The sequence below is a fragment of the Affinirhizobium straminoryzae genome (genome assembly GCF_007004135.1).
In the GTDB taxonomy this organism is placed as follows: Bacteria; Pseudomonadota; Alphaproteobacteria; order Rhizobiales; family Rhizobiaceae; genus Neorhizobium; species Neorhizobium straminoryzae.
Genome location: NZ_VJMG01000006.1, coordinates 44284 through 61514, shown reverse-complemented (window position 1 = coordinate 61514; position 17231 = coordinate 44284). Strand labels below are relative to the sequence as shown.

The 17231-nt window shown below is 63.0% G+C and carries 16 protein-coding genes; 4 read left to right on the top strand and 12 right to left on the bottom strand.

What is annotated here, in order from left to right:
* Positions 1-105 precede the first annotated feature (105 nt).
* The 5 genes from FNA46_RS02345 to FNA46_RS02325 form a co-directional block, all read right to left on the bottom strand.
* Positions 106-1317 carry an MFS transporter gene (locus FNA46_RS02345; protein WP_142880736.1) on the bottom strand — a complete coding sequence of 404 codons (1212 nt, stop codon included), beginning with the start codon at positions 1315-1317 and terminating at the stop codon, positions 106-108.
* 304 nt (positions 1318-1621) lie between these two features.
* On the bottom strand, positions 1622-2005 hold the full coding sequence (locus tag FNA46_RS02340) for a c-type cytochrome (RefSeq protein ID WP_142880735.1): 384 nt from the start codon (positions 2003-2005) through the stop codon (positions 1622-1624).
* 99 nt (positions 2006-2104) lie between these two features.
* Complete coding sequence (locus FNA46_RS02335) at positions 2105-3424, bottom strand: c-type cytochrome (protein WP_142880734.1); 1320 nt, start codon at positions 3422-3424, stop codon at positions 2105-2107.
* A gap of 103 nt (positions 3425-3527) precedes the next feature.
* Positions 3528-5774, bottom strand: coding sequence for a xanthine dehydrogenase family protein molybdopterin-binding subunit (locus FNA46_RS02330; RefSeq protein WP_142880733.1), 2247 nt, complete (start codon positions 5772-5774; stop codon positions 3528-3530).
* An 11-nt stretch (positions 5775-5785) separates the two neighbouring features.
* Positions 5786-6232: a (2Fe-2S)-binding protein gene (locus FNA46_RS02325; protein WP_142880732.1), complete on the bottom strand. Its 447-nt coding sequence runs from the start codon at positions 6230-6232 to the stop codon at positions 5786-5788.
* Positions 6233-6575: 343 nt separating this feature from the next.
* On the opposite strand from FNA46_RS02325, the gene FNA46_RS02320 reads away from it, so the two are divergent.
* Complete coding sequence (locus tag FNA46_RS02320) at positions 6576-7469, top strand: LysR family transcriptional regulator (protein WP_142880731.1); 894 nt, start codon at positions 6576-6578, stop codon at positions 7467-7469.
* A 42-nt stretch (positions 7470-7511) separates the two neighbouring features.
* Here FNA46_RS02320 and FNA46_RS02315 read toward each other — a convergent pair whose 3' ends face one another.
* The 7 genes from FNA46_RS02315 to FNA46_RS02290 form a co-directional block, all read right to left on the bottom strand.
* Entirely contained in the window at positions 7512-7907 is a 396-nt protein-coding gene (locus FNA46_RS02315; RefSeq protein ID WP_142880730.1) for a (R)-mandelonitrile lyase, read from the bottom strand.
* Between the two features lie 10 nt (positions 7908-7917).
* Positions 7918-8937 carry a zinc-dependent alcohol dehydrogenase family protein gene (locus FNA46_RS02310; RefSeq protein ID WP_142880729.1) on the bottom strand — a complete coding sequence of 340 codons (1020 nt, stop codon included), beginning with the start codon at positions 8935-8937 and terminating at the stop codon, positions 7918-7920.
* Positions 8938-8952: 15 nt separating this feature from the next.
* Complete coding sequence (locus FNA46_RS02305) at positions 8953-9306, bottom strand: cyclophilin-like fold protein (protein WP_185969694.1); 354 nt, start codon at positions 9304-9306, stop codon at positions 8953-8955.
* Positions 9307-9352: 46 nt separating this feature from the next.
* Complete coding sequence (locus FNA46_RS02300; protein WP_185969693.1) at positions 9353-9817, bottom strand: cyclophilin-like fold protein; 465 nt, start codon at positions 9815-9817, stop codon at positions 9353-9355.
* Between the two features lie 74 nt (positions 9818-9891).
* The gene (locus FNA46_RS25885) at positions 9892-10029 is read right to left on the bottom strand and encodes a hypothetical protein (RefSeq protein WP_185969692.1); all 138 of its coding nucleotides are present in this window, start codon (positions 10027-10029) and stop codon (positions 9892-9894) included.
* Positions 10030-10319: 290 nt separating this feature from the next.
* Positions 10320-10877 carry a flavodoxin family protein gene (locus FNA46_RS02295; RefSeq protein WP_142880727.1) on the bottom strand — a complete coding sequence of 186 codons (558 nt, stop codon included), beginning with the start codon at positions 10875-10877 and terminating at the stop codon, positions 10320-10322.
* A 906-nt stretch (positions 10878-11783) separates the two neighbouring features.
* Complete coding sequence (locus FNA46_RS02290; RefSeq protein ID WP_142880726.1) at positions 11784-12704, bottom strand: LysR family transcriptional regulator; 921 nt, start codon at positions 12702-12704, stop codon at positions 11784-11786.
* A gap of 111 nt (positions 12705-12815) precedes the next feature.
* Here FNA46_RS02290 and FNA46_RS02285 point away from each other — a divergent pair, with 111 nt between their 5' ends.
* The 3 genes from FNA46_RS02285 to FNA46_RS02275 all read left to right on the top strand — a co-directional run bounded on the left by FNA46_RS02285 (position 12816) and on the right by FNA46_RS02275 (position 17228).
* Complete coding sequence (locus tag FNA46_RS02285) at positions 12816-13592, top strand: SDR family NAD(P)-dependent oxidoreductase (RefSeq protein ID WP_142880725.1); 777 nt, start codon at positions 12816-12818, stop codon at positions 13590-13592.
* Positions 13593-13691: 99 nt separating this feature from the next.
* Positions 13692-14684: an aldo/keto reductase gene (locus FNA46_RS02280; RefSeq protein WP_142880724.1), complete on the top strand. Its 993-nt coding sequence runs from the start codon at positions 13692-13694 to the stop codon at positions 14682-14684.
* An 891-nt stretch (positions 14685-15575) separates the two neighbouring features.
* Positions 15576-17228 carry an ABC transporter substrate-binding protein gene (locus tag FNA46_RS02275; RefSeq protein WP_142880723.1) on the top strand — a complete coding sequence of 551 codons (1653 nt, stop codon included), beginning with the start codon at positions 15576-15578 and terminating at the stop codon, positions 17226-17228.
* The last annotated feature ends 3 nt before the right edge of the window (positions 17229-17231 follow it).

The following is a 17231-nucleotide window of genomic DNA, read 5'->3' as shown; positions in this document are numbered from 1 at the left end:
ATTCTAACTTTGCGGCTACAGAGAGATTACTGATAATATATATTATGGAATATTCTTCACCTCCGATGAACTGGGGTCCGGGACCACACTCCACGTCCGACGATCCTATCTTTGGCCAATCCATGCTGGAGCGGCGGCAGTCATTGCGGCCAGCAGCAGGAGTGCCGCCGCAACCATGAACGTCGTCGAAAACCCGTACGCATCGAAGAGAAGACCACCGAAGGCTGCTCCCGCCGTGATCGCCAGCTGGATCACCGCCACCATCAGGCCGCCTCCCGCTTCTGTGTCATCGGGCAGCGTTCGGGTCAGCCAGGTCCACCAGGCGACCGGTGCAGCCGTGGCCAGAAATCCCCAGATTGCCAGGAGAGTAGCGGTGACAGCCAGCGAAGCGGCGCTGAACACCAACGCAAGACCGACAAGGGCCATCAAGGCCGGAATGACAACAAGGACCAGACGCGGTGCACGTGACAGGACGAAGCCAATGACGACCGTGCCAAATACGCCCATCACGCCGATCAACAGCAGCAGAAGCGACAGCGTTTCCACATTCACCCGCACGCTGCCCTCCAGATAGGGGCGAAGATAGGTGAAGAGGGTGAACTGACCCATGAAGAACAGACCGACGCCGAGCATGCCGATTGCCACCACCGGGCGGCGGAGAAGTTTCAGGGGGCTTATCTGTGCTCGCCCACGCTCCATCGGCATAGGCGGCAGACTGACCAGGAGCCAGACCAGGACAAGGAGCGCCACCGGCACGACGGTGAAGAACGTCCACCGCCAGCCGATCAGCGCGCCGAGATAGCTGCCGAGTGGCGCAGCCACCACCGTTGCGAGCGCATTGCCGCCGTTCAAGACCGAGAGCGCGCGCGGCACCTGCGATGGCGACACAAGACGCATGGCCGTGGCAGCCGACATCGACCAGAAACCGCCGATGACAATGCCGATCAGCGCACGGCCGATCATCAGCGTGGCATAATTTGGTGCGAGCGCAACCACGGTTCCGGAAATCATCATGACGCCCGTCAGAGCAAGCAGCATCGTCTTGCGATCAGCCCGTCCCATGACGGATGCAATCACCAGGCTGGTGATGACGGCGAAAAAACCGGAGACGGATATCGCCTGCCCTGCCTGGCCTTCGGTGACAGCCAGATTGCTGGCGATCGGCGTCAGCAGGCTGACCGGCAGGAATTCCGAGGCGATCAATGCAAAGGCGGCAAGCGACAGCGCGAAGACGCCGCTCCATGCCGCGGTCTTCCGGGTCCCTCCCCCTGCGGGTTGCTGCGTTGTGGCAATTGCGTGCGACGTGTCACCGACCATGAAGCGATCCTTTCAGGGTTTCACCCGTACCGGACATCGCTATCGCGACCCGAAGGCGATCTCGGGCGCGCGCTATTCGGAACGGAAACAGATGGGACCGAGATAGAGGAGGTGATGCCCGGGGATAATCCGCCGGATGCCGGATGCGGTTATGCACGGGGCTCATGAAACCGCGTGGAAAAACCGTTCCGGTGTTTGCCGGCACAGCAAGCGGCTGATTGAACTATTGCGCAGACACCGATTGCCGCCAAAGGGGAGCCGCGGTGGTGGGCCAGCCAGCGCCGCAGCGTCAGGATCACGCATTTCAGTCTTGCTTCTGTTGAAGAAATTCGATGATCGCCTGTCGCTCCGCCGCATTGGCGAAACGCTGCGTCATGCGCGTACCACGCACCATGGCACCGGGATTGGTGAGAAAACCATCGAGGTTATCCGTACTCCACACGATGCCGGCCCCCTTTATGGCCGGCGAGTAATTATAGCCCCCGACGCTTCCTGCCGCGCGTCCGACGACACCCTGCAGATGAGGCCCGAGCCCATTGCGGGGCGTTGCAACCTGATGGCAGGCGCCGCATCGCTGCCGGAACAGCGTCTCGCCATTGGCGGGCTCAGAGGCAGGCGTCTGCGCCGCAGCAACGGCGACCGACAGCAGAAGACAGAGACCGGCGATGGCAGATACGGATCGACGCATTGCGGAAACTTTCAAGCATGGCGAACAGGATCTGACATCCGGGCCTTCTGGAATCCGGATATCAAAAAAGAGCGGGAGGACATGCGTGCACCGGCACGATCAGCGCATCTGCAGAATGATCGGATCCGGGCTCGCCGGATCGGTATGCGCCCGCAGTGCCTTCACCTCCTGCTCCGTTACCGGAGCAGCGCGATTGCCCCAGGTCGCGCGGACATAGGTCAAAACCTCGGCAATCTGCTGGTCGCTCAGCTTGGAGCGCAGCGACGGCATGCGATAGGCATCCGTTACACCATCGGCGACCACGCGGCCGGCCCCGTTCAGCGTGATGTTGATCGCAGAAGCAGGATCGGGTGCCAGCAGCGAGCTGGCGCCGGCAAGCGGCGCGATCCATTCGGCACGGCCCCGGCCATCGGCGCCGTGACAGGTGGCACATTGCGCTGCGTAGATCGCCTGACCGGCGGAGCGGGGTGTCGCTGCAGCAACGGGCTGATACTGCCAGGGGTCTCCGTCCCGCATCCGATCTCCGGGCAGCGACTTGAGATAGCGGGCAATGCCCTTCAGATCCGTATCGCTCATGTACTGGGTGGAGTTGTTGAAGGCTTCCAGCATCGAACCGAACACGACACCGTGCTGGTTGCGGCCGTCCTTGAGGTAGGAAACGATGTCTTCCTCGGTCCAGCGACCCAGACCGGTATTGTGATCGTTGCGCAGGCTCGGCGCATACCAGCCGTCCAGAAGTGCGCCGGAGAGATAGCGCGGATCACCCTCATCCAGCGCCACTTCCTGGATCGCCACGCCACGGGGTGTGTGGCAGCTGCCGCAATGACCGGGCCCCTGCACCAGATAGGCGCCTCTGTTCCACAGATCGTCACCGGTCGTCTTCGCCTGATAGGCGCCGGGCCTGGTGAAGGCGGCATTCCAGAAGGCGAGCGGCCAGCGCATGTTGAGCGGCCAGGCGATATCCGCAGGGCGGTTCGACTGGCTGACCGGCTGGACGTGGTTCATGAAATAATCGTAGAGCGCGCGGATGTCGTCATCGCTCATCTTGGCATAGGACGGATGTGGCATGGCCGGATACAGGCGGGTGCCATCAGCCCGCACGCCCCGGCGCACCGCATTGTCGAAGTCGGCCAAGGTGTAGTTGCCGATGCCCGTTTCCCTGTCCGGCGTGATATTGGTCGTGTAGATCGCACCGAGCGGCGTTCCCATGGCCAACCCGCCAGCAAAGGGCTTTCCACGCTCCGTGGTATGGCAGGCGACGCAATCGGAAAGACGCGCAACATATTCGCCCCGCGCCAGGGGACCGGGTGCTGGCCGCGCCTCTCCATCGAATGGCGAGCGCGGCACATGGGTCGCAAACCAGGCGCTTCCGGCGCCCACGACAGCGACGACTGCAACAAAGAGACCAAGACGTTTCAAGCGGGAGCCCACCCATCACATGAGGAACGGACCCGTGCCGGCAGAACCGACACAGGCGGGAGTTTTGTCTTTTGCCCGGCTCGAAGCCGGTTTGCAGCGCGGCTCAGATGCTGCCGGCAAGCGAAGCCCGTGACAGCGGCAGGCTGCGCGCCCGCCTGCCCGTCAGCACCGCCAGAGCGTTCACCACCGCTGGCGGAACGCCCGGAACGCCGGGCTCTCCGATGCCGCCCATGGGCGCACCGCTTTCGACGATGCGGACATGCACCTTCGGCATCCTGTCGGGCGGCAGGATGGGATAACCGTCATAATTGCGGGCGCGCGGCACCCCCTCCTCGTAGACCACCTCTTCCATCAGCGCGATGGAAAGACCGATCGCGACTGCGGAATTGATCTGTGCCTCGACGATCGCCGGATTGACGATGCTGCCGGGATCGACGGCCACCCAGACCTGATGGACCACCGTCTCCTCGCCGCGCAAGGAGACTTCCGCGATGGTCGCAACCTCGATGCCGAAAGGGGACGCCATGGCAACGCCGCGGGCGCGCCGGGTGCCGTCTTCCGCCTGGTAGGGGCCGCGTTTCCAGCCACCGGAGAGATCCGCCACCGCCTCGAGAAGCTTCCGCTGGCGCGGGCTTTCGGCAAGCAGCCGATGGCGCAGGTCGTAAGGGTCCTGTTTTCCGGCATCGGCCATCTCATCGAAAAACGTCTCGTAGAAGAAGTCGTTCATCGAATGGCCGACGGAGCGCCAGAAGCCGATGACCGCGGGATCATCGACATGGATGTGGCCGACGCGGTGATTGGGGATGGCGTAGAGCTTTCCGGCAATGCCTTCCACGGCGGAGCTGTCTACCTTGTCCGGCTGACGGCCGAACCAGCGGCCTGTCGCCCCCTCCCCCACCGCAATCGCGCTCAGGGCAACGGGCATGCCCTTCTCGTCCAGACCAGCCCGGAAGCGGGCGACCGCCATGGGGCGGAGCGCATCGCGCAGGAACTCCTCTTCGCGGCTCCAGACCAGCTTGACCGGCTTTCCGACCGCTTTCGACAGCAGGATGGCCTGCGGGAACGGGTTGGCCGAGGCATAGAAAAAGTGTCGGCCGAAGAAGCCGCCGAGCAGCGGCGAATGGATGATGACCCTGGACGGATCGATTCCGGCAACCTTTGCCGCGGCGCCCTGAAACATTTCCGGCGCCTGGTTGGGCGCCCAAAGCTCCAGCGTGCCGTCGTCGTTCCAGCGCGCCAGCGCCGAGGGTGGCTCCAGCTGCGCATGCGCGAGATGCGGTGCGTCATAGGTCGCCTCGATGATGGTCTTGGCGCTGGCCAGAGCCTTGGTGGTATCGCCGGAGGCTTCGGCTTCAAGACCGTCTCCGGTCATGGCCTTCAGCCCCTCCCGGTGACGTTCCGTCGAATAGTCTTCCGGCATCGCCCCCCTGGTTCCCTGCGGCGCAGCCGCCCAGGTGACCTGAAGGCTTTCCGCCGCCCGGCGTGCGCGCCACCAGCTATCGGCAACGACACCCACAGCGCCTGGCAGACGATGAACGGAATGCACGCCCGGCATGGCGAGAACCTGGGCTTCATTGGTGATCGTATGCGGCTCTGCGCCCAGATGGCGGGCATGCTGGACAGCGGCATAGAGCATGCCGTCCACACGAAGATCGATGGCATACTTCGCCTTGCCGGTGGACTTGTCGCGCACGTCGAGCCGCGCAAGAGGTTTGCCGATCCAGCGGAAATCCGATTTTGCTCTGAGCGGCGCGTCGGCGGGTACCGCCAATGCCGCGGCATCCTGCGCGAGTTCGCCATAGCTCAGGGCCCGTCCGGACGCGGCATGGAGGACGCGGCCAGGCTCGGTCGTCAGTTCCGGCACCGGCACGTTCATTCGTGCGGCGGCGGCCTGCATCACCATCAGGCGGGCGCTCGCCCCGAGCTTGCGCATCTTTTCGTAGCTCATGCGCACCGACATGCTGCCGCCGGTAAAGCGGAAGCCGCCGATCAGCAGATAATCGGGGCCGGGGGGAGCGGCCTCGACCACGAAGCGCGCGGGATCGACATCGAGTTCCTCGCCGACGATCTGCGCCATCGCCGTAAAGATACCCTGCCCTCCCTCGATGAAGGCACTCCGGAACAGGACGGTACTGTCCGGCCGGATCTCGATATAGGCGTTTACCCGCGTGCCGGCCACAACGGCGGGTGCGGCGGCCTGTGCCAGGGCGCGCCCGGCGCCAGACGGCAAAGCGACGCCCAGCACCAGCGCTCCTGCCGAGACACCCAGAAATCGACGGCGCGAGAGATTGAGCAGTCCCGCCTGCCCGTCGGAGTTTTGGGACGCGTTGATCGGTGTCATGTCGTTCATGCTGGCCTCCCTCACGCTTTGGCGGCCTGCCGAACGGCAGACGCGATGGCATTGTAGGTGCCGCACCGACAGAGGTTGATCATTGCCGCGGCAATGTCTTCCTCGGTCGGTTGGGGCGTCTGTTTGAGAAGCGCCGTCGCCGCCATCACCTGGCCGGACTGGCAATAGCCGCATTGCGGAACCTGATGATCGACCCAGGCTTCAACGACCCTGCGTCCTTCGGCATCCCCGGTGATCGCCTCGATCGTCACGATCTCGGTGCCGGCGACGCTTTCGACCGGCGTGACGCAGGCTCGCGTCGCCTGACCGTCGATCAGCACCGTGCAGGCTCCGCACTGGGCAAGGCCGCAGCCATATTTCGTGCCCGTCAGTCCAAGCGTGTCGCGAAGGACCCAGAGAAGCGGCGTATCCGGCTCGATGTCCACCTGATGCGATTGCCCGTTGATGGTAAGCTGCATGGCCATCTCCCTGAAAACGTTGACCGGCATTGCCGCCGGTGCGGCGCACCGAGGCATCTCATCCTCCTGCCAAGCAAGGCACCTGGTACCGGAGAACAGACAGTATCGGTGATCAGTCTATACCCGACCGACCGGCAACATTAGCGCTCCGGCATGAGTTATACTCATGAAGGGGGCTCATGAATGGCGAGGCGCCGGACGGATGAATGAAGGGGCGATCCAGAGCGTGCAGACGCCGCTGCCTGGCATCCATTCGTCCAAGAGCGCGTGATCTGCATTTGCACTTCACCCTTCATGCGCAATTCAGATATAATATATTGGCGTGAATGAAGAGGATTCATAAATGGCCCGCGAAAACATCAACGATCTGCTGGCCTTCATTGCGGTTGCGCGCGAACGCAGCTTTACCAAGGCGGCGGCCAAGATGGGCGTCTCGCAATCGGCCCTCAGCCATACGCTTCGCCAGTTGGAAGCGCGGCTTGGCGTGCGGTTGCTCACGCGCACCACCCGCGCCGTCTCCGCTACCGAGGCGGGTCAGCGCCTGCTCGACGGCATCAGCACCCATTTTGACGAGATCGAAGCGGAACTCGATGCGCTGAGCGCCTGGCGGGAACGACCCGCCGGCAGCATCCGCATTACGGCTTCCGACCACGCGATCACCTGGATCCTGTGGCCAAAGCTTCGAACCTTCCTCAAGGATTACCCGGACATCAAGGTCGAACTGATCCGCGATAACGGCCTGACGGATATTGTCACCGAACGCTTCGATGCCGGCGTTCGCATGGGCGAGCAACTGGCAAAGGACATGATCTCGGCCCGGATCAGCCCCGATTTCCCGTTTGCGGTGGTGGGTGCCCCGTCCTATTTTGCGCAAAACCCGCCTCCGCTCCACCCGCAGGATCTGGTTCGCCACACCTGCATCAACGAGAGACTGCCGACCTTCGGCGGCTTCTGGATCTGGGAGTTCGAGAAGGACGGTCAGGAAACACGCATACGGGTGGAAGGACAACTTGCCTCCAACACCTGCTACCAATCCATCCTGGCGGCGGCGGAAGGCTTCGGACTTGCCTTCGTCCCCGAGGATGTGGCCGAGCCTTATTTGGCGGATGGTCGCCTGCTGCGGGTACTCGAAGACTGGACACCGCCTTGGGATGGCTATCACCTCTATTACCCCAGTCGCCGGCAGTCTTCGCCCGCCTTCACGGCCTTGGTCAATGCGCTGCGCCACCGCGACTGAGGCAGTCACGGCGGCACATCGGGGAGGACGAATGAGGAGGTCTTACGCCCCATAGTCTGCGTCGGTTACATGCTCAAGCCAGTCGACAGCCTTCCCTTCCAGGGATTCCTGGATGGCGATATGGGTCATGGCCGTCGTGGGGCCGGCACCATGCCAGTGCTTCTCGCCGGGCTCGAACCAGACGACATCACCCGGACGGATCTCTTCGACGGGTCCACCTTCCCGCTGGACCCGGCCAAGGCCGGCCGTGACGATCAGCACCTGTCCCAGCGGATGGGTGTGCCAAGCAGTGCGGGCGCCGGGTTCGAAGGTGACGGTGTTGCCCGCCGCCCGGGCGGGCGCGGAAACCGGAAACAGCGGGTCGATCCGCACCGTACCGGTGAACCATTCGCTCGGTCCCTTTCCGGAGGGTTGAGTGCCTGCGCGTCGAATAAGCATGTGTTTTCCCTTACTGTAGCCTGAGGAGCGTCTTGATGGCACGCCGTTCATCCATCGCCCTGTAGCCCTCGGCCACATCCTCGAGCGGCACCTCCAGATCGAAGACGCGGCCCGGATTGATGGTGCGGCTGAGGACGAGGTCCATCAGATAAGGCAGATAGCGGCGGACGGGCGCCGGTCCCCCCATCAGGCTCTTCTGCGCGAAGAAGAGGCCGTGCCCGTCCAGTTGCACGCCATGCGGAACGCCGACAAAGCCGATGGCGCCACCCGGCCGGGCACAGTTGAGGGCCTGCATCATGGATTCCTGCGTGCCGACGCATTCCAGCACGGAATCGGCGCCGACGCCCTTCGTGAGTTCCTTGATCCGCGCGACACCCGCGTCACCGCGTTCAGAGATGATGTCCGTCGCACCGTATTCCAGCGCCAGATCCTGCCGGGACGTGTGACGGCTCATGGCGATGATCCGCTCGGCTCCCATCTGCTTGGCAGACAGAACACCCATCAGCCCGACAGCACCATCCCCGACGACGACGGCGGTGCAACCCGGCTGAACGCGCGCGGCATCGGCCGCATACCACCCCGTACCCAGAACATCGGATGTCGCAAGCAGGCTGGGGATCAGATCGTCTGCTGGAATCTCGTCGGTTGCGACCAGGGTCCCGTCGGCAAGGGGTACCCGTGCATAGGGTGCCTGGGCACCGGACATGAATTCCCGCTGTTCGCAGGAGGAGGGAAAGCCGAAACGGCAGTGCGGACAGGTGTTGTCCGACAGGCAGAAGGAGCCGACGACGAACTGGCCGGGGCGCACGGTCTTCACCGCACTGCCGACCTCCACCACGATGCCGCAATATTCGTGGCCCATATGCATCGGGCCAGTGCTGTTCTGCAGGCCGCGATAGGGCCAGAGATCCGACCCGCAGATGCACGAGGCCGACAGCTTGATGATGGCATCCGTCGGCTTCTCGATGACGGGATCGGCAACGTCGTCGCAACGGATGTCGCCGGGGCTATGAAGAACGGTTGCGCGCATGGGCCTTCCTCGTGGTTATGCGGCCAGTTCGGCCTTGATCGTGAGTGTGAACGGGTGGTCGATGAGAAGAGGTTCGAGCGGGTCGAGCAGATGGCCGAGCCGTACAAGGCCACGGGAAAAGCGATAGGGCCGATAGAAGATGGCGATATTGCCCCAGGGCGCGTAGTAGGCCAGATCGCCCACCGCCTCGCCGTCATAAGGCTGCATCCCCTGGGTAGCGAGTTTCTGCGGCAGGAAACCGATCTTTTCTTTGCCGACATAATCCTCCATCGCGAGGCTCAGTGGCAGGAGATTTTTGAATTCACGTGCGGCTGCGTGCTGCTCCAGTTCGGCACGGATCTGGAGAGTGCCAATGGTCAGGCTGATCAAAGATGCATTCCTTCTTCGAACCCGCTGCCTTCTTGTTGATCTGCGCCTACTGGACGATTGCAACGGTCACCGACTGGCCCTCAAATCGGGCGAGTTCGGCAGGCGTGGCCCGATACTTGCCGATATGGATCGTCTGGTCCGAGTAGCCGATACCCGAGGCGTTGTAGTAGAAACCGAGATTGCCCCAAGGCACGAAGTAGATGAGATCACCGTCTTCCGGATCCGACCCCTTGGAGCCTTTCACCGTCAGCTTCCGGGAGAAATAGCCGACCTTCTCACGACCGGCGAACTCCTCGAGCTTCATCGTCAACGGCAGGAGCGACAGGAAATCCCGCACTGTCGGATTGTCCTCCCCGATGGTGACATCGACCGAGGCCGCGCCTGCGGTAAATCGAACGACCGTGCCGACCACGGACGGGCGGCTCTCGGCCAGTGCAGGACCGAAGGCCGTCATGACGGAAAAGACGAGCGCGCAAGCAAGCCGGGAGATGTCGCGACTGGTGGTGACCATCGTTGAGACCCTGAACAGTGATGCCAATCTTGATCGGCATGCAGGTTGCAGCCGATCAGCGCTCTGCCGTCGGACTACACCTGGATCGGGGGGCACATCATGCAGCAAACGATATCGAGCATGAGGAAGCCCAGGAGCGTCATGACTGCAACGGCATAGCCAGCCCCCATGCGTCGCCAGCCCACGGCGTAGTCATCCGGATCGTAGAACATATCATCTCCTTGGCGTAGCGAGAGTGCGGCTGATGCCGGCGCGTGGTGTGGATGAACATTACCAAAGGAACATACACGGCATTAGCCCGTGGGATCCGTACATGGCCATGAACTCTCTTCATGAATGATCCCATTGCCCGAAGCAGCTGACGGTCCATCCGGCACGCCGAATGCAGGCCTGGACAGGCTGATGTCGGTTCATGCACGGGCAAGATGGGCGGCGTGGCGCACGTTCGCATCTGCGCGGTGCCTGACCCCGCCCCCGGTCATCGGCATCGGCATCTGGCTCCTCACTCCGCACCGCGTGCGAACTGCGATGCAATCCTCGCGACACGCTCGCCCAGATAGGCGGCCGTGTCGAGATCGCTCCTGATCGGCGATAGCTCCGGCGGCTCATCCTTGGAATAGGCCATCGCGCCCAGCCAGCCGCCAATCCGGTTCCTGGCCTCATCGGAATGGCCGGGGAAGAGATCAAGGCCGGTCCAAATCATACCGTGCTGGGCCGCAAACAGGGCGAGCGTCACCAGCGAATTCAGCTTGTCGCCGTGCCAGGAGCCGGAATTGGTGAAGCCCGCTGCGATCTTGTTGCGCCATGTCTGGGGAACCCATGCCTGGCGGGTTGACGCTTCCATGAAGGCCTTGAAGCGCGCGGAGATCGTGCCGTTATAGGTGGGGGAACCGAAGATGACCGCATCGGCGGCTTCGATCGCCGCCCAGTCAGGCTCGCCGTCTGCCAGCGCGACAAGCGCGACCGTTACCCCTTCGATCCGCGCGGCGCCGGACGCGACGGCCTCGGCCTGTTTCCTGGTATGGCCATAGCCACTGTCATAAACCACTGCGACGTGCATGTTCATCTCCTTCAGGTCAGCGAGGTATCAGCCGATGCGGCGCTACCTGTTGACGAATGGTGTTTCAGGGAATTCAAAAAAGGGCATGCCGATGGCTTTGCTCAAGACTGTATCCGCAGGAGCCAATCGGCGTGATCAGGCGTCGGGCGAGGCAATATTGCCCGGTGCGCCACCGCTTTCGCCGGTGAACAGGTTTCACGTGAGCCTTGCGCCTGGGCACCGGCAGCGCCCATCCCGGAGGTGGCACGCGCCGCAGCGATGCCAGCGCCGGTCATCACCGGCCAATGACGGCGCCCGATCATCAGATGCCCATCGACGTCATTCTGAAAGATGGGTGGAAGAGATGTCTTCACGGCGGCGCTTCCTTCTGTCGGCCGAGCTTCTGTGCTCAACCTAAGGAATGGCGCCAGCGATGATTAGAGCGTTGCTATCGATGAGCCTTATGGATCCTTCTCATCAATCCGCAGTGACCGTATACAATTCAAAGGTCTACTCAGCCCTGAAGGAATTCGAACCGGTGGTCCGCAAATTCCGAGCGCTTGACGGCAACAAGGGCAACCTTTGCCAAGACAATCGATGCTGCCAGCGCGAAGGCAAAAAAATCGCCCCATGACGGGCGGAGCAACTTGAAAGCTGCCGGGCCGAGATCAAGAGACTCAAATCGTCGCGGTGTCTCGCCGTTATTGCGCCGTTTGCAGAGCCGGTCGGGCCCCTCCAGATCCACGCAATTGGCAGGTGGGCGATCCAGCGACCGCCCTCCCTGACCTTATAGCAAATGTCGATGATAGGGACCCACAGGATGGCTTATTGCCGGTTTCTGGCCAGGCGCGGCGCAAAGACCGATGCCAGCCAGAAAGCCCGGTCGCGCCGATCCTACGGGTCCCTATCATCGACACTTGGTCTTACTCATCGTACCAGCGGCGGCAGGCCTTCGCTGGCCCGGATCAGCTCGATCATCTGGCGCAGCGCCGGGTGGTTTTGCCGGCGGCTGGGGTAATACATGTGAAAGCCTGCCCCCATGGACGACCATTCAGGCATGACCACGTCCAGCCGCCCTGCCCTGATCTCGGCCTCCGCGCGCCGCCGCAGGACATAGGCGAGCCCCAGACCGTCGACGGCGGCATCGATGGTGGTCTGCGTGTCGCTGATCGTGCAGTTACCGGGCACGTCCACCCGCACCATGGCGTCGCCGTTGCCCAGTTCCCAGCGGAATGGCGAGTTGTCGCCCAGAAGAAGGCGCAGGCAGGAATGCCTGGCAAGATCGGCGGGCTCCCTCGGACGGCCATGTGCCTTGAGGTATTCCGGCGCGCCGACGACGACCCAGTCCAGCGGCTCGGTGAGCGCGACCGCGATCATGTCCTCCGGCACGGTATCCCCGTATCGTATCCCCGCATCAAACCCCTCAGCCACCATGTCGATGGGGCGGTTCTCAACGACGACTGTCAGCCGAATGTCGGGAAAGCGCGTTCGAAAGGTGGCGAGGACGGGGCTCACCACAAGGCGGCTGGCGTCCGCAGGGATGTTCAGGCGCAGCTCCCCGAAAGCGCCGGCGCGCACCTCGTCAATCTCCGACAGGGCCGAGCCGATCTCGTCGAACCCCGCCTCCAGGCGCTCGGCGAAGCGGAGCCCCGCAGGCGTCGGGGCAACGCTTCGGCTTGTGCGGTTGAGGAGCTTGGCGCCGAGGCGCTCCTCAAGCCGGCGGATCGCATGGCTGAGGGCAGATGTCGTGATCCCCAGCTCGATCGCCGCCGCCTTGAAGCTGCGGCGCCGCACCACGATGGAGAAGGCTGCCAAATCCGGCAGCTCGGACCTCAGAAACGGCGGCATGAAGTAATCAAATTCATCGTATCGTTGAATGTCATGCAAGGATAAGTGATTGTATCCGCGACGGCAAGGCGTAGGTTCCTTGGCTGGAGAACACATGCGAAGGAGGTCCCCATGTGGGATGCGCTGACGATCCCGGACTTGGCCGACAGGGCCGTTCTCGTGACAGGGGCCTCCACCGGCATCGGTGCCGCGGTGGCCAGGGCGTTTGCCGCGCAGCGGGCGAAGGTGGCCATTCACTACAACGAAAGTGCTGCGGCTGCCGACGCCCTTCTCACCACGATCCGTCAGGCTGGGGGCGAGGCGGTTCTCGTGCAGGGCGACATGTCCCGCCCCGGTGAGAGCGAACGCGTGGTCGAGGCGGCAGCGGACAAGCTCGGGGGTCTGGACGGCCTTATCAACAACGCCGGCGGCATGCTCGGCCGGAAACCCACGGCGGAACTGGATGACGCCCATTACGCGCGTGTGATGGACCTCAACGCGCGCTCGGTGCTGGCCGCAACGCGGGCGGCCGTGCCGTTCCTGAAGCGGCGCGGTGGCTTCGTCATCAATACGACCTCGATCGCCGCACGCAACGGCGGCGGCAACGGTGCGATCCTCTACGCCGCCGCGAAGGGGTTCGTCTCGACAATCACGCGCGGCCACGCGAAGGAGTTCGTCGGCGAAGGCATTCGCGTCAACGCCGTCGCGCCCGGCATTGTCGCGACCCCATTTCACGACCGCTATACCAGTCCGGAACTGCTGGACACCCAGCGGCAGAGCGTTCCGATGGGCCGCGTCGGCACGCCGGACGAATGCGTGGGCGCCTATCTCTTCCTGGCCTCACCGCTTTTGTCCGGCTACATCACGGGGCAGATTATCGAGGTGAACGGCGGGCAGCTCATGCCCTGACGCCGGCCTTCCGCACTCTCACACCTTCCGATCTGCCGGCGTGCGCCGCCAAGGGGTGCGTCGTTGAACATGTCGGCCTCATTCTCAGGAGCATAAGTCATGACCATCACTTCACGGCGTCTCGGCCGGACCAACTGGAACATCTCGGAAATCGGCTTCGGCGCCTGGGCGATCGGCGGATCCTGGGGAGACGTCGACGAAGCCGATGCCCGTGCCAGCGTCCATGCCGCCCTCGACGCCGGCATGACCTTCATCGACACCGCCGACGTCTACGGCGACGGCCGCTCCGAACGCATCATCCGCGATGTCCTGAAGGAGCGCGGCGGCGAGCGACCGGTTGTTGCGACAAAGGCCGGCCGCCGCCTCAGCCCGCATGTGGCGGAGGGATACACCAGGGCCAATCTCGAGGCCTTCGTTGACCGAAGCCTTTCCAACCTCGGTGTCGATGCGCTCGACCTTGTCCAACTCCACTGCCCGCCGACCGAAGTCTACTACCGTCCAGAGGTGTTCGGTGCGATGGACGATCTGATTGCGGCAGGCAAAGTCCGCTTCTATGGCGTCTCCGTCGAGAAAGTGGAGGAGGCTCTGAAGGCGATTGCCTATCCGAACGTATCGACCGTGCAGATCATCTTCAACATGTTCCGGCACCGTCCCGCCGACCTGTTCTTCCAGGAGGCAGCGCGACGCGATGTTGGCGTCATCGTGCGCGTTCCGCTGGCGAGCGGCATCCTGACGGGCAAAATGCGCAAGGACACGGCCTTTGCCGCAGACGATCATCGCAACTTCAACCGCCATGGCGAGGCATTCGATGTCGGCGAAACCTTCTCCGGCGTGCCGTTCGAGGTTGCGCTGGAGGCCGTCGAGGAACTGCAGGCGCTCATTCCCGGCAACGCCTCCATGGCGCAGTTCGCGCTCCGCTGGATCCTCATGGAACACGCCGTCTCCGTCGTCATCCCCGGCGCCAAGAGCCGCGACCAGGCAATTGCCAATGCGGGGGCGAGCGCCCTGCCGCCGATCCCGGCCGACGTCATGGAAAGGGTCCGCGCGCTCTATCACGACCGCATCGCCCCGCATGTCCACCAGCGCTGGTAGGGTCCGGCCTGCGCAGCCGGCGCTGGCAAATGTCGCAGCAGCAACTGGACAGGCGCGCGACGGTTCTCGTGCCGTGACGTAGACCGACCAATCCATGGCGAGGAACCACCGACCCGCAACAGGTTGTCGCCGGGTTGGCTCTCCGACACAGTCTCGGCATCGGGGATGTGGTGGCGGATTGACGCGCCGAGGTCAGCACCCGTGCGTTGTCGAGAGGGAAAATACCTACCCTCTCCGATCCTCCGGGCAAACCGGCTTCCGGCGCCTCTGCCGGTCGCCTGCGTCACGCTGGTTCGTCGTGACCACGACGTTGTGCCTGCCAGCAGATCCGGGATCTTCTCTGATGGGGGCCGTTGCAGCCAGGCTGCTCCAATCAGAGAATTCGGACCAACCTGCCGCGCGGGTCACGCGCTCACGCAAGCGCTCACCCCTTGTGTAAAGCCGGCCGACAAAACCGGAAACATCATCGCGAGGATTGTCTGCCGCCTGAAGGACTGGCGGCGCATCGCGACAAGAGACGACGAACTCGCCAACAACGGCTCAGCCGCCGTCATCCTCGCCGCAATCATCATCGGGCGGGCAAAGTGATTGAGTCGCAACCCTAGCACGACCAATCAACGCCTCGCCGGAAACGCGCCAATATATTCTATAGAAACCATAGAAAAAGAATAACCAGTCTTTCTCTCCCGCCGATCGCATCGCTACGCTCAGAGCATTGGTTCAACTTGGATATGCCAGGAGGAAAAATGCCGAAAGCGCCTCGCCCGACCTTCGACTTGGCTCGATCCTGCACCTGTTGCCCGGGTTGACGTATCGATTGAACACAGCGCCACCGCCGCAAGGGCATCGCGCATTCTTCCCTTGATCTGCCACTCGAAGGCCAGGATTTACATGTCAAATTTTGCAAAACTCGTTTCTCTCTCCCGCCGCCACCTGCTGATCGCCGGCTCCGCGCTCGTTGTCGCCGGAGCGGTGACCTTCGCCGGCGTCAATCCGGCGCTGAGCGCGGACGATCCGCGCAATGGCGGCGACATTGTCTTTCTGATCGACTCGCTCGGCGGGACGTGGATCCCCAACAACAGCGCGATCTCCAGCTTCCAGGGTCACATCTGGGGGCATGTCACGGACAAGCTGGTCTACGTTGACGCGGATGGCAAGGTGAGCCCGTGGCTTGCGGAGCGCTGGGAGCAGAACGCGGAGGCGACCGAGTTTACGCTGCACCTCAAGAAGGGCGTGACCTTCTCCGACGGCACGCCGCTGGATGCCGCTGCGGTCGTCGCCAATCTGGACATCTGGTATGCCGGGCGCAAGAACGAAGGCATCAACCCGATCGCCCTTTTCCCGAAGACCTATGATCGCGCCGAGGTCATCGACGCGCAGACCGTCAAGGTGACGTTCAAGAAGCCGACGCTCGGCTTCATCCCGACGCTTGGCTACCATGGCTCGATCCTGATTTCACCCAAGACGCTGGCCCAGCCGGCAACGCAACAGGCCGATCTCGGCAAGACTTCCGGCAGTGGTCCCTATGTGGTGGAATCCTGGAAGGAAGGCGATCACGTCACGCTGGTCAAGCGCAAGGACTATAACTGGGGGCCGCCCGCCGTCGGCCATACGGGACCGGCCTACCTCGACAGAATCACCTACAAGATCGTCAGCGAACCCTCGCTGCGGGTGTCCGCCGTCCAGTCCGCGCAGGCCGATGTCGCCTACAATGCCTCCCCCCAGGAGCTGAAGTCCCTGAAGGATGAAGGTTTCACCATTGCGACGCCCCGCTATCTCGGCTTCGTCAATGGCTGGGCGATCAATACGAAGCTTGAACCCTATAACGACCTGAAGGTGCGCCAGGCCCTGCAGGCCGCGATCAACCGCCAGGAGATCATCGATACGGTCTATACCCCCGACTGGAAGCTGGCGACATCCTTCATCCAGAGCAATGTGCCCGGCGCCACGGACCAGTCCGCTCTGCTGGCCTATGATCCGGCCAAGGCGGAAAAGCTTCTGGACGAAGCGGGCTGGGTGAAGGGGGCAGATGGCGTGAGGGCGAAGAACGGCAAGCCGTTGACGCTCACTCTCTATTCCAACCCGTATCTTGCCACCGCAAAGGCCATCGATGAACTGATTGCCCAGCAGCTCGGCAAAATCGGCTGGAAGGTGGACATCCGCACCTATGATGTCGTCACCTTCACGGACCGGGTGAAATATGGCGGACCGACCGTGCCGGCCTATGAGGTGACGCGCAGCTTCATCGATGCGGGCACCATCGCGAGCATCCTGACCAATGCGAACAATGGCGAAAACTGGTTCAATCTGGACGACAGCGACAAGACGCTGAACGACCTGCGCGACAAGATCGCTGGCGCCGCCTCGACCGACGTGCGCAATCCGCTGCTGAACGAGCTGCAGAAATATGTGCTCGAACAGGGCTACTTCATTCCCCGCACCCAGATCGTGCAGCGCATCTATGTGCAGTCGCCGACGCTGAAGGGCGAAGTCTACAACGGCGTCGCCTATGCAAGCTACTACACGGCCTTCAAAAGCAAATGATGC

What these genes read in the sequence shown, in the direction of transcription:
- FNA46_RS02345 (WP_142880736.1), bottom strand. Translation starts at nt 1,317, where the DNA reads ATGGTCGGTGACACGTCGCACGCAATTGCCACAACGCAGCAACCCGCA.
- FNA46_RS02340 (WP_142880735.1), bottom strand. Translation starts at nt 2,005, where the DNA reads ATGCGTCGATCCGTATCTGCCATCGCCGGTCTCTGTCTTCTGCTGTCG.
- FNA46_RS02330 (WP_142880733.1), bottom strand. Translation starts at nt 5,774, where the DNA reads ATGAACGACATGACACCGATCAACGCGTCCCAAAACTCCGACGGGCAG.
- FNA46_RS02325 (WP_142880732.1), bottom strand. Translation starts at nt 6,232, where the DNA reads ATGCAGCTTACCATCAACGGGCAATCGCATCAGGTGGACATCGAGCCG.
- FNA46_RS02320 (WP_142880731.1), top strand. Translation starts at nt 6,576, where the DNA reads ATGGCCCGCGAAAACATCAACGATCTGCTGGCCTTCATTGCGGTTGCG.
- FNA46_RS02315 (WP_142880730.1), bottom strand. Translation starts at nt 7,907, where the DNA reads ATGCTTATTCGACGCGCAGGCACTCAACCCTCCGGAAAGGGACCGAGC.
- FNA46_RS02310 (WP_142880729.1), bottom strand. Translation starts at nt 8,937, where the DNA reads ATGCGCGCAACCGTTCTTCATAGCCCCGGCGACATCCGTTGCGACGAC.
- FNA46_RS02300 (WP_185969693.1), bottom strand. Translation starts at nt 9,817, where the DNA reads ATGGTCACCACCAGTCGCGACATCTCCCGGCTTGCTTGCGCGCTCGTC.
- FNA46_RS25885 (WP_185969692.1), bottom strand. Translation starts at nt 10,029, where the DNA reads ATGTTCTACGATCCGGATGACTACGCCGTGGGCTGGCGACGCATGGGG.
- FNA46_RS02295 (WP_142880727.1), bottom strand. Translation starts at nt 10,877, where the DNA reads ATGCACGTCGCAGTGGTTTATGACAGTGGCTATGGCCATACCAGGAAA.
- FNA46_RS02290 (WP_142880726.1), bottom strand. Translation starts at nt 12,704, where the DNA reads ATGCCGCCGTTTCTGAGGTCCGAGCTGCCGGATTTGGCAGCCTTCTCC.
- FNA46_RS02285 (WP_142880725.1), top strand. Translation starts at nt 12,816, where the DNA reads ATGTGGGATGCGCTGACGATCCCGGACTTGGCCGACAGGGCCGTTCTC.
- FNA46_RS02280 (WP_142880724.1), top strand. Translation starts at nt 13,692, where the DNA reads ATGACCATCACTTCACGGCGTCTCGGCCGGACCAACTGGAACATCTCG.
- FNA46_RS02275 (WP_142880723.1), top strand. Translation starts at nt 15,576, where the DNA reads ATGTCAAATTTTGCAAAACTCGTTTCTCTCTCCCGCCGCCACCTGCTG.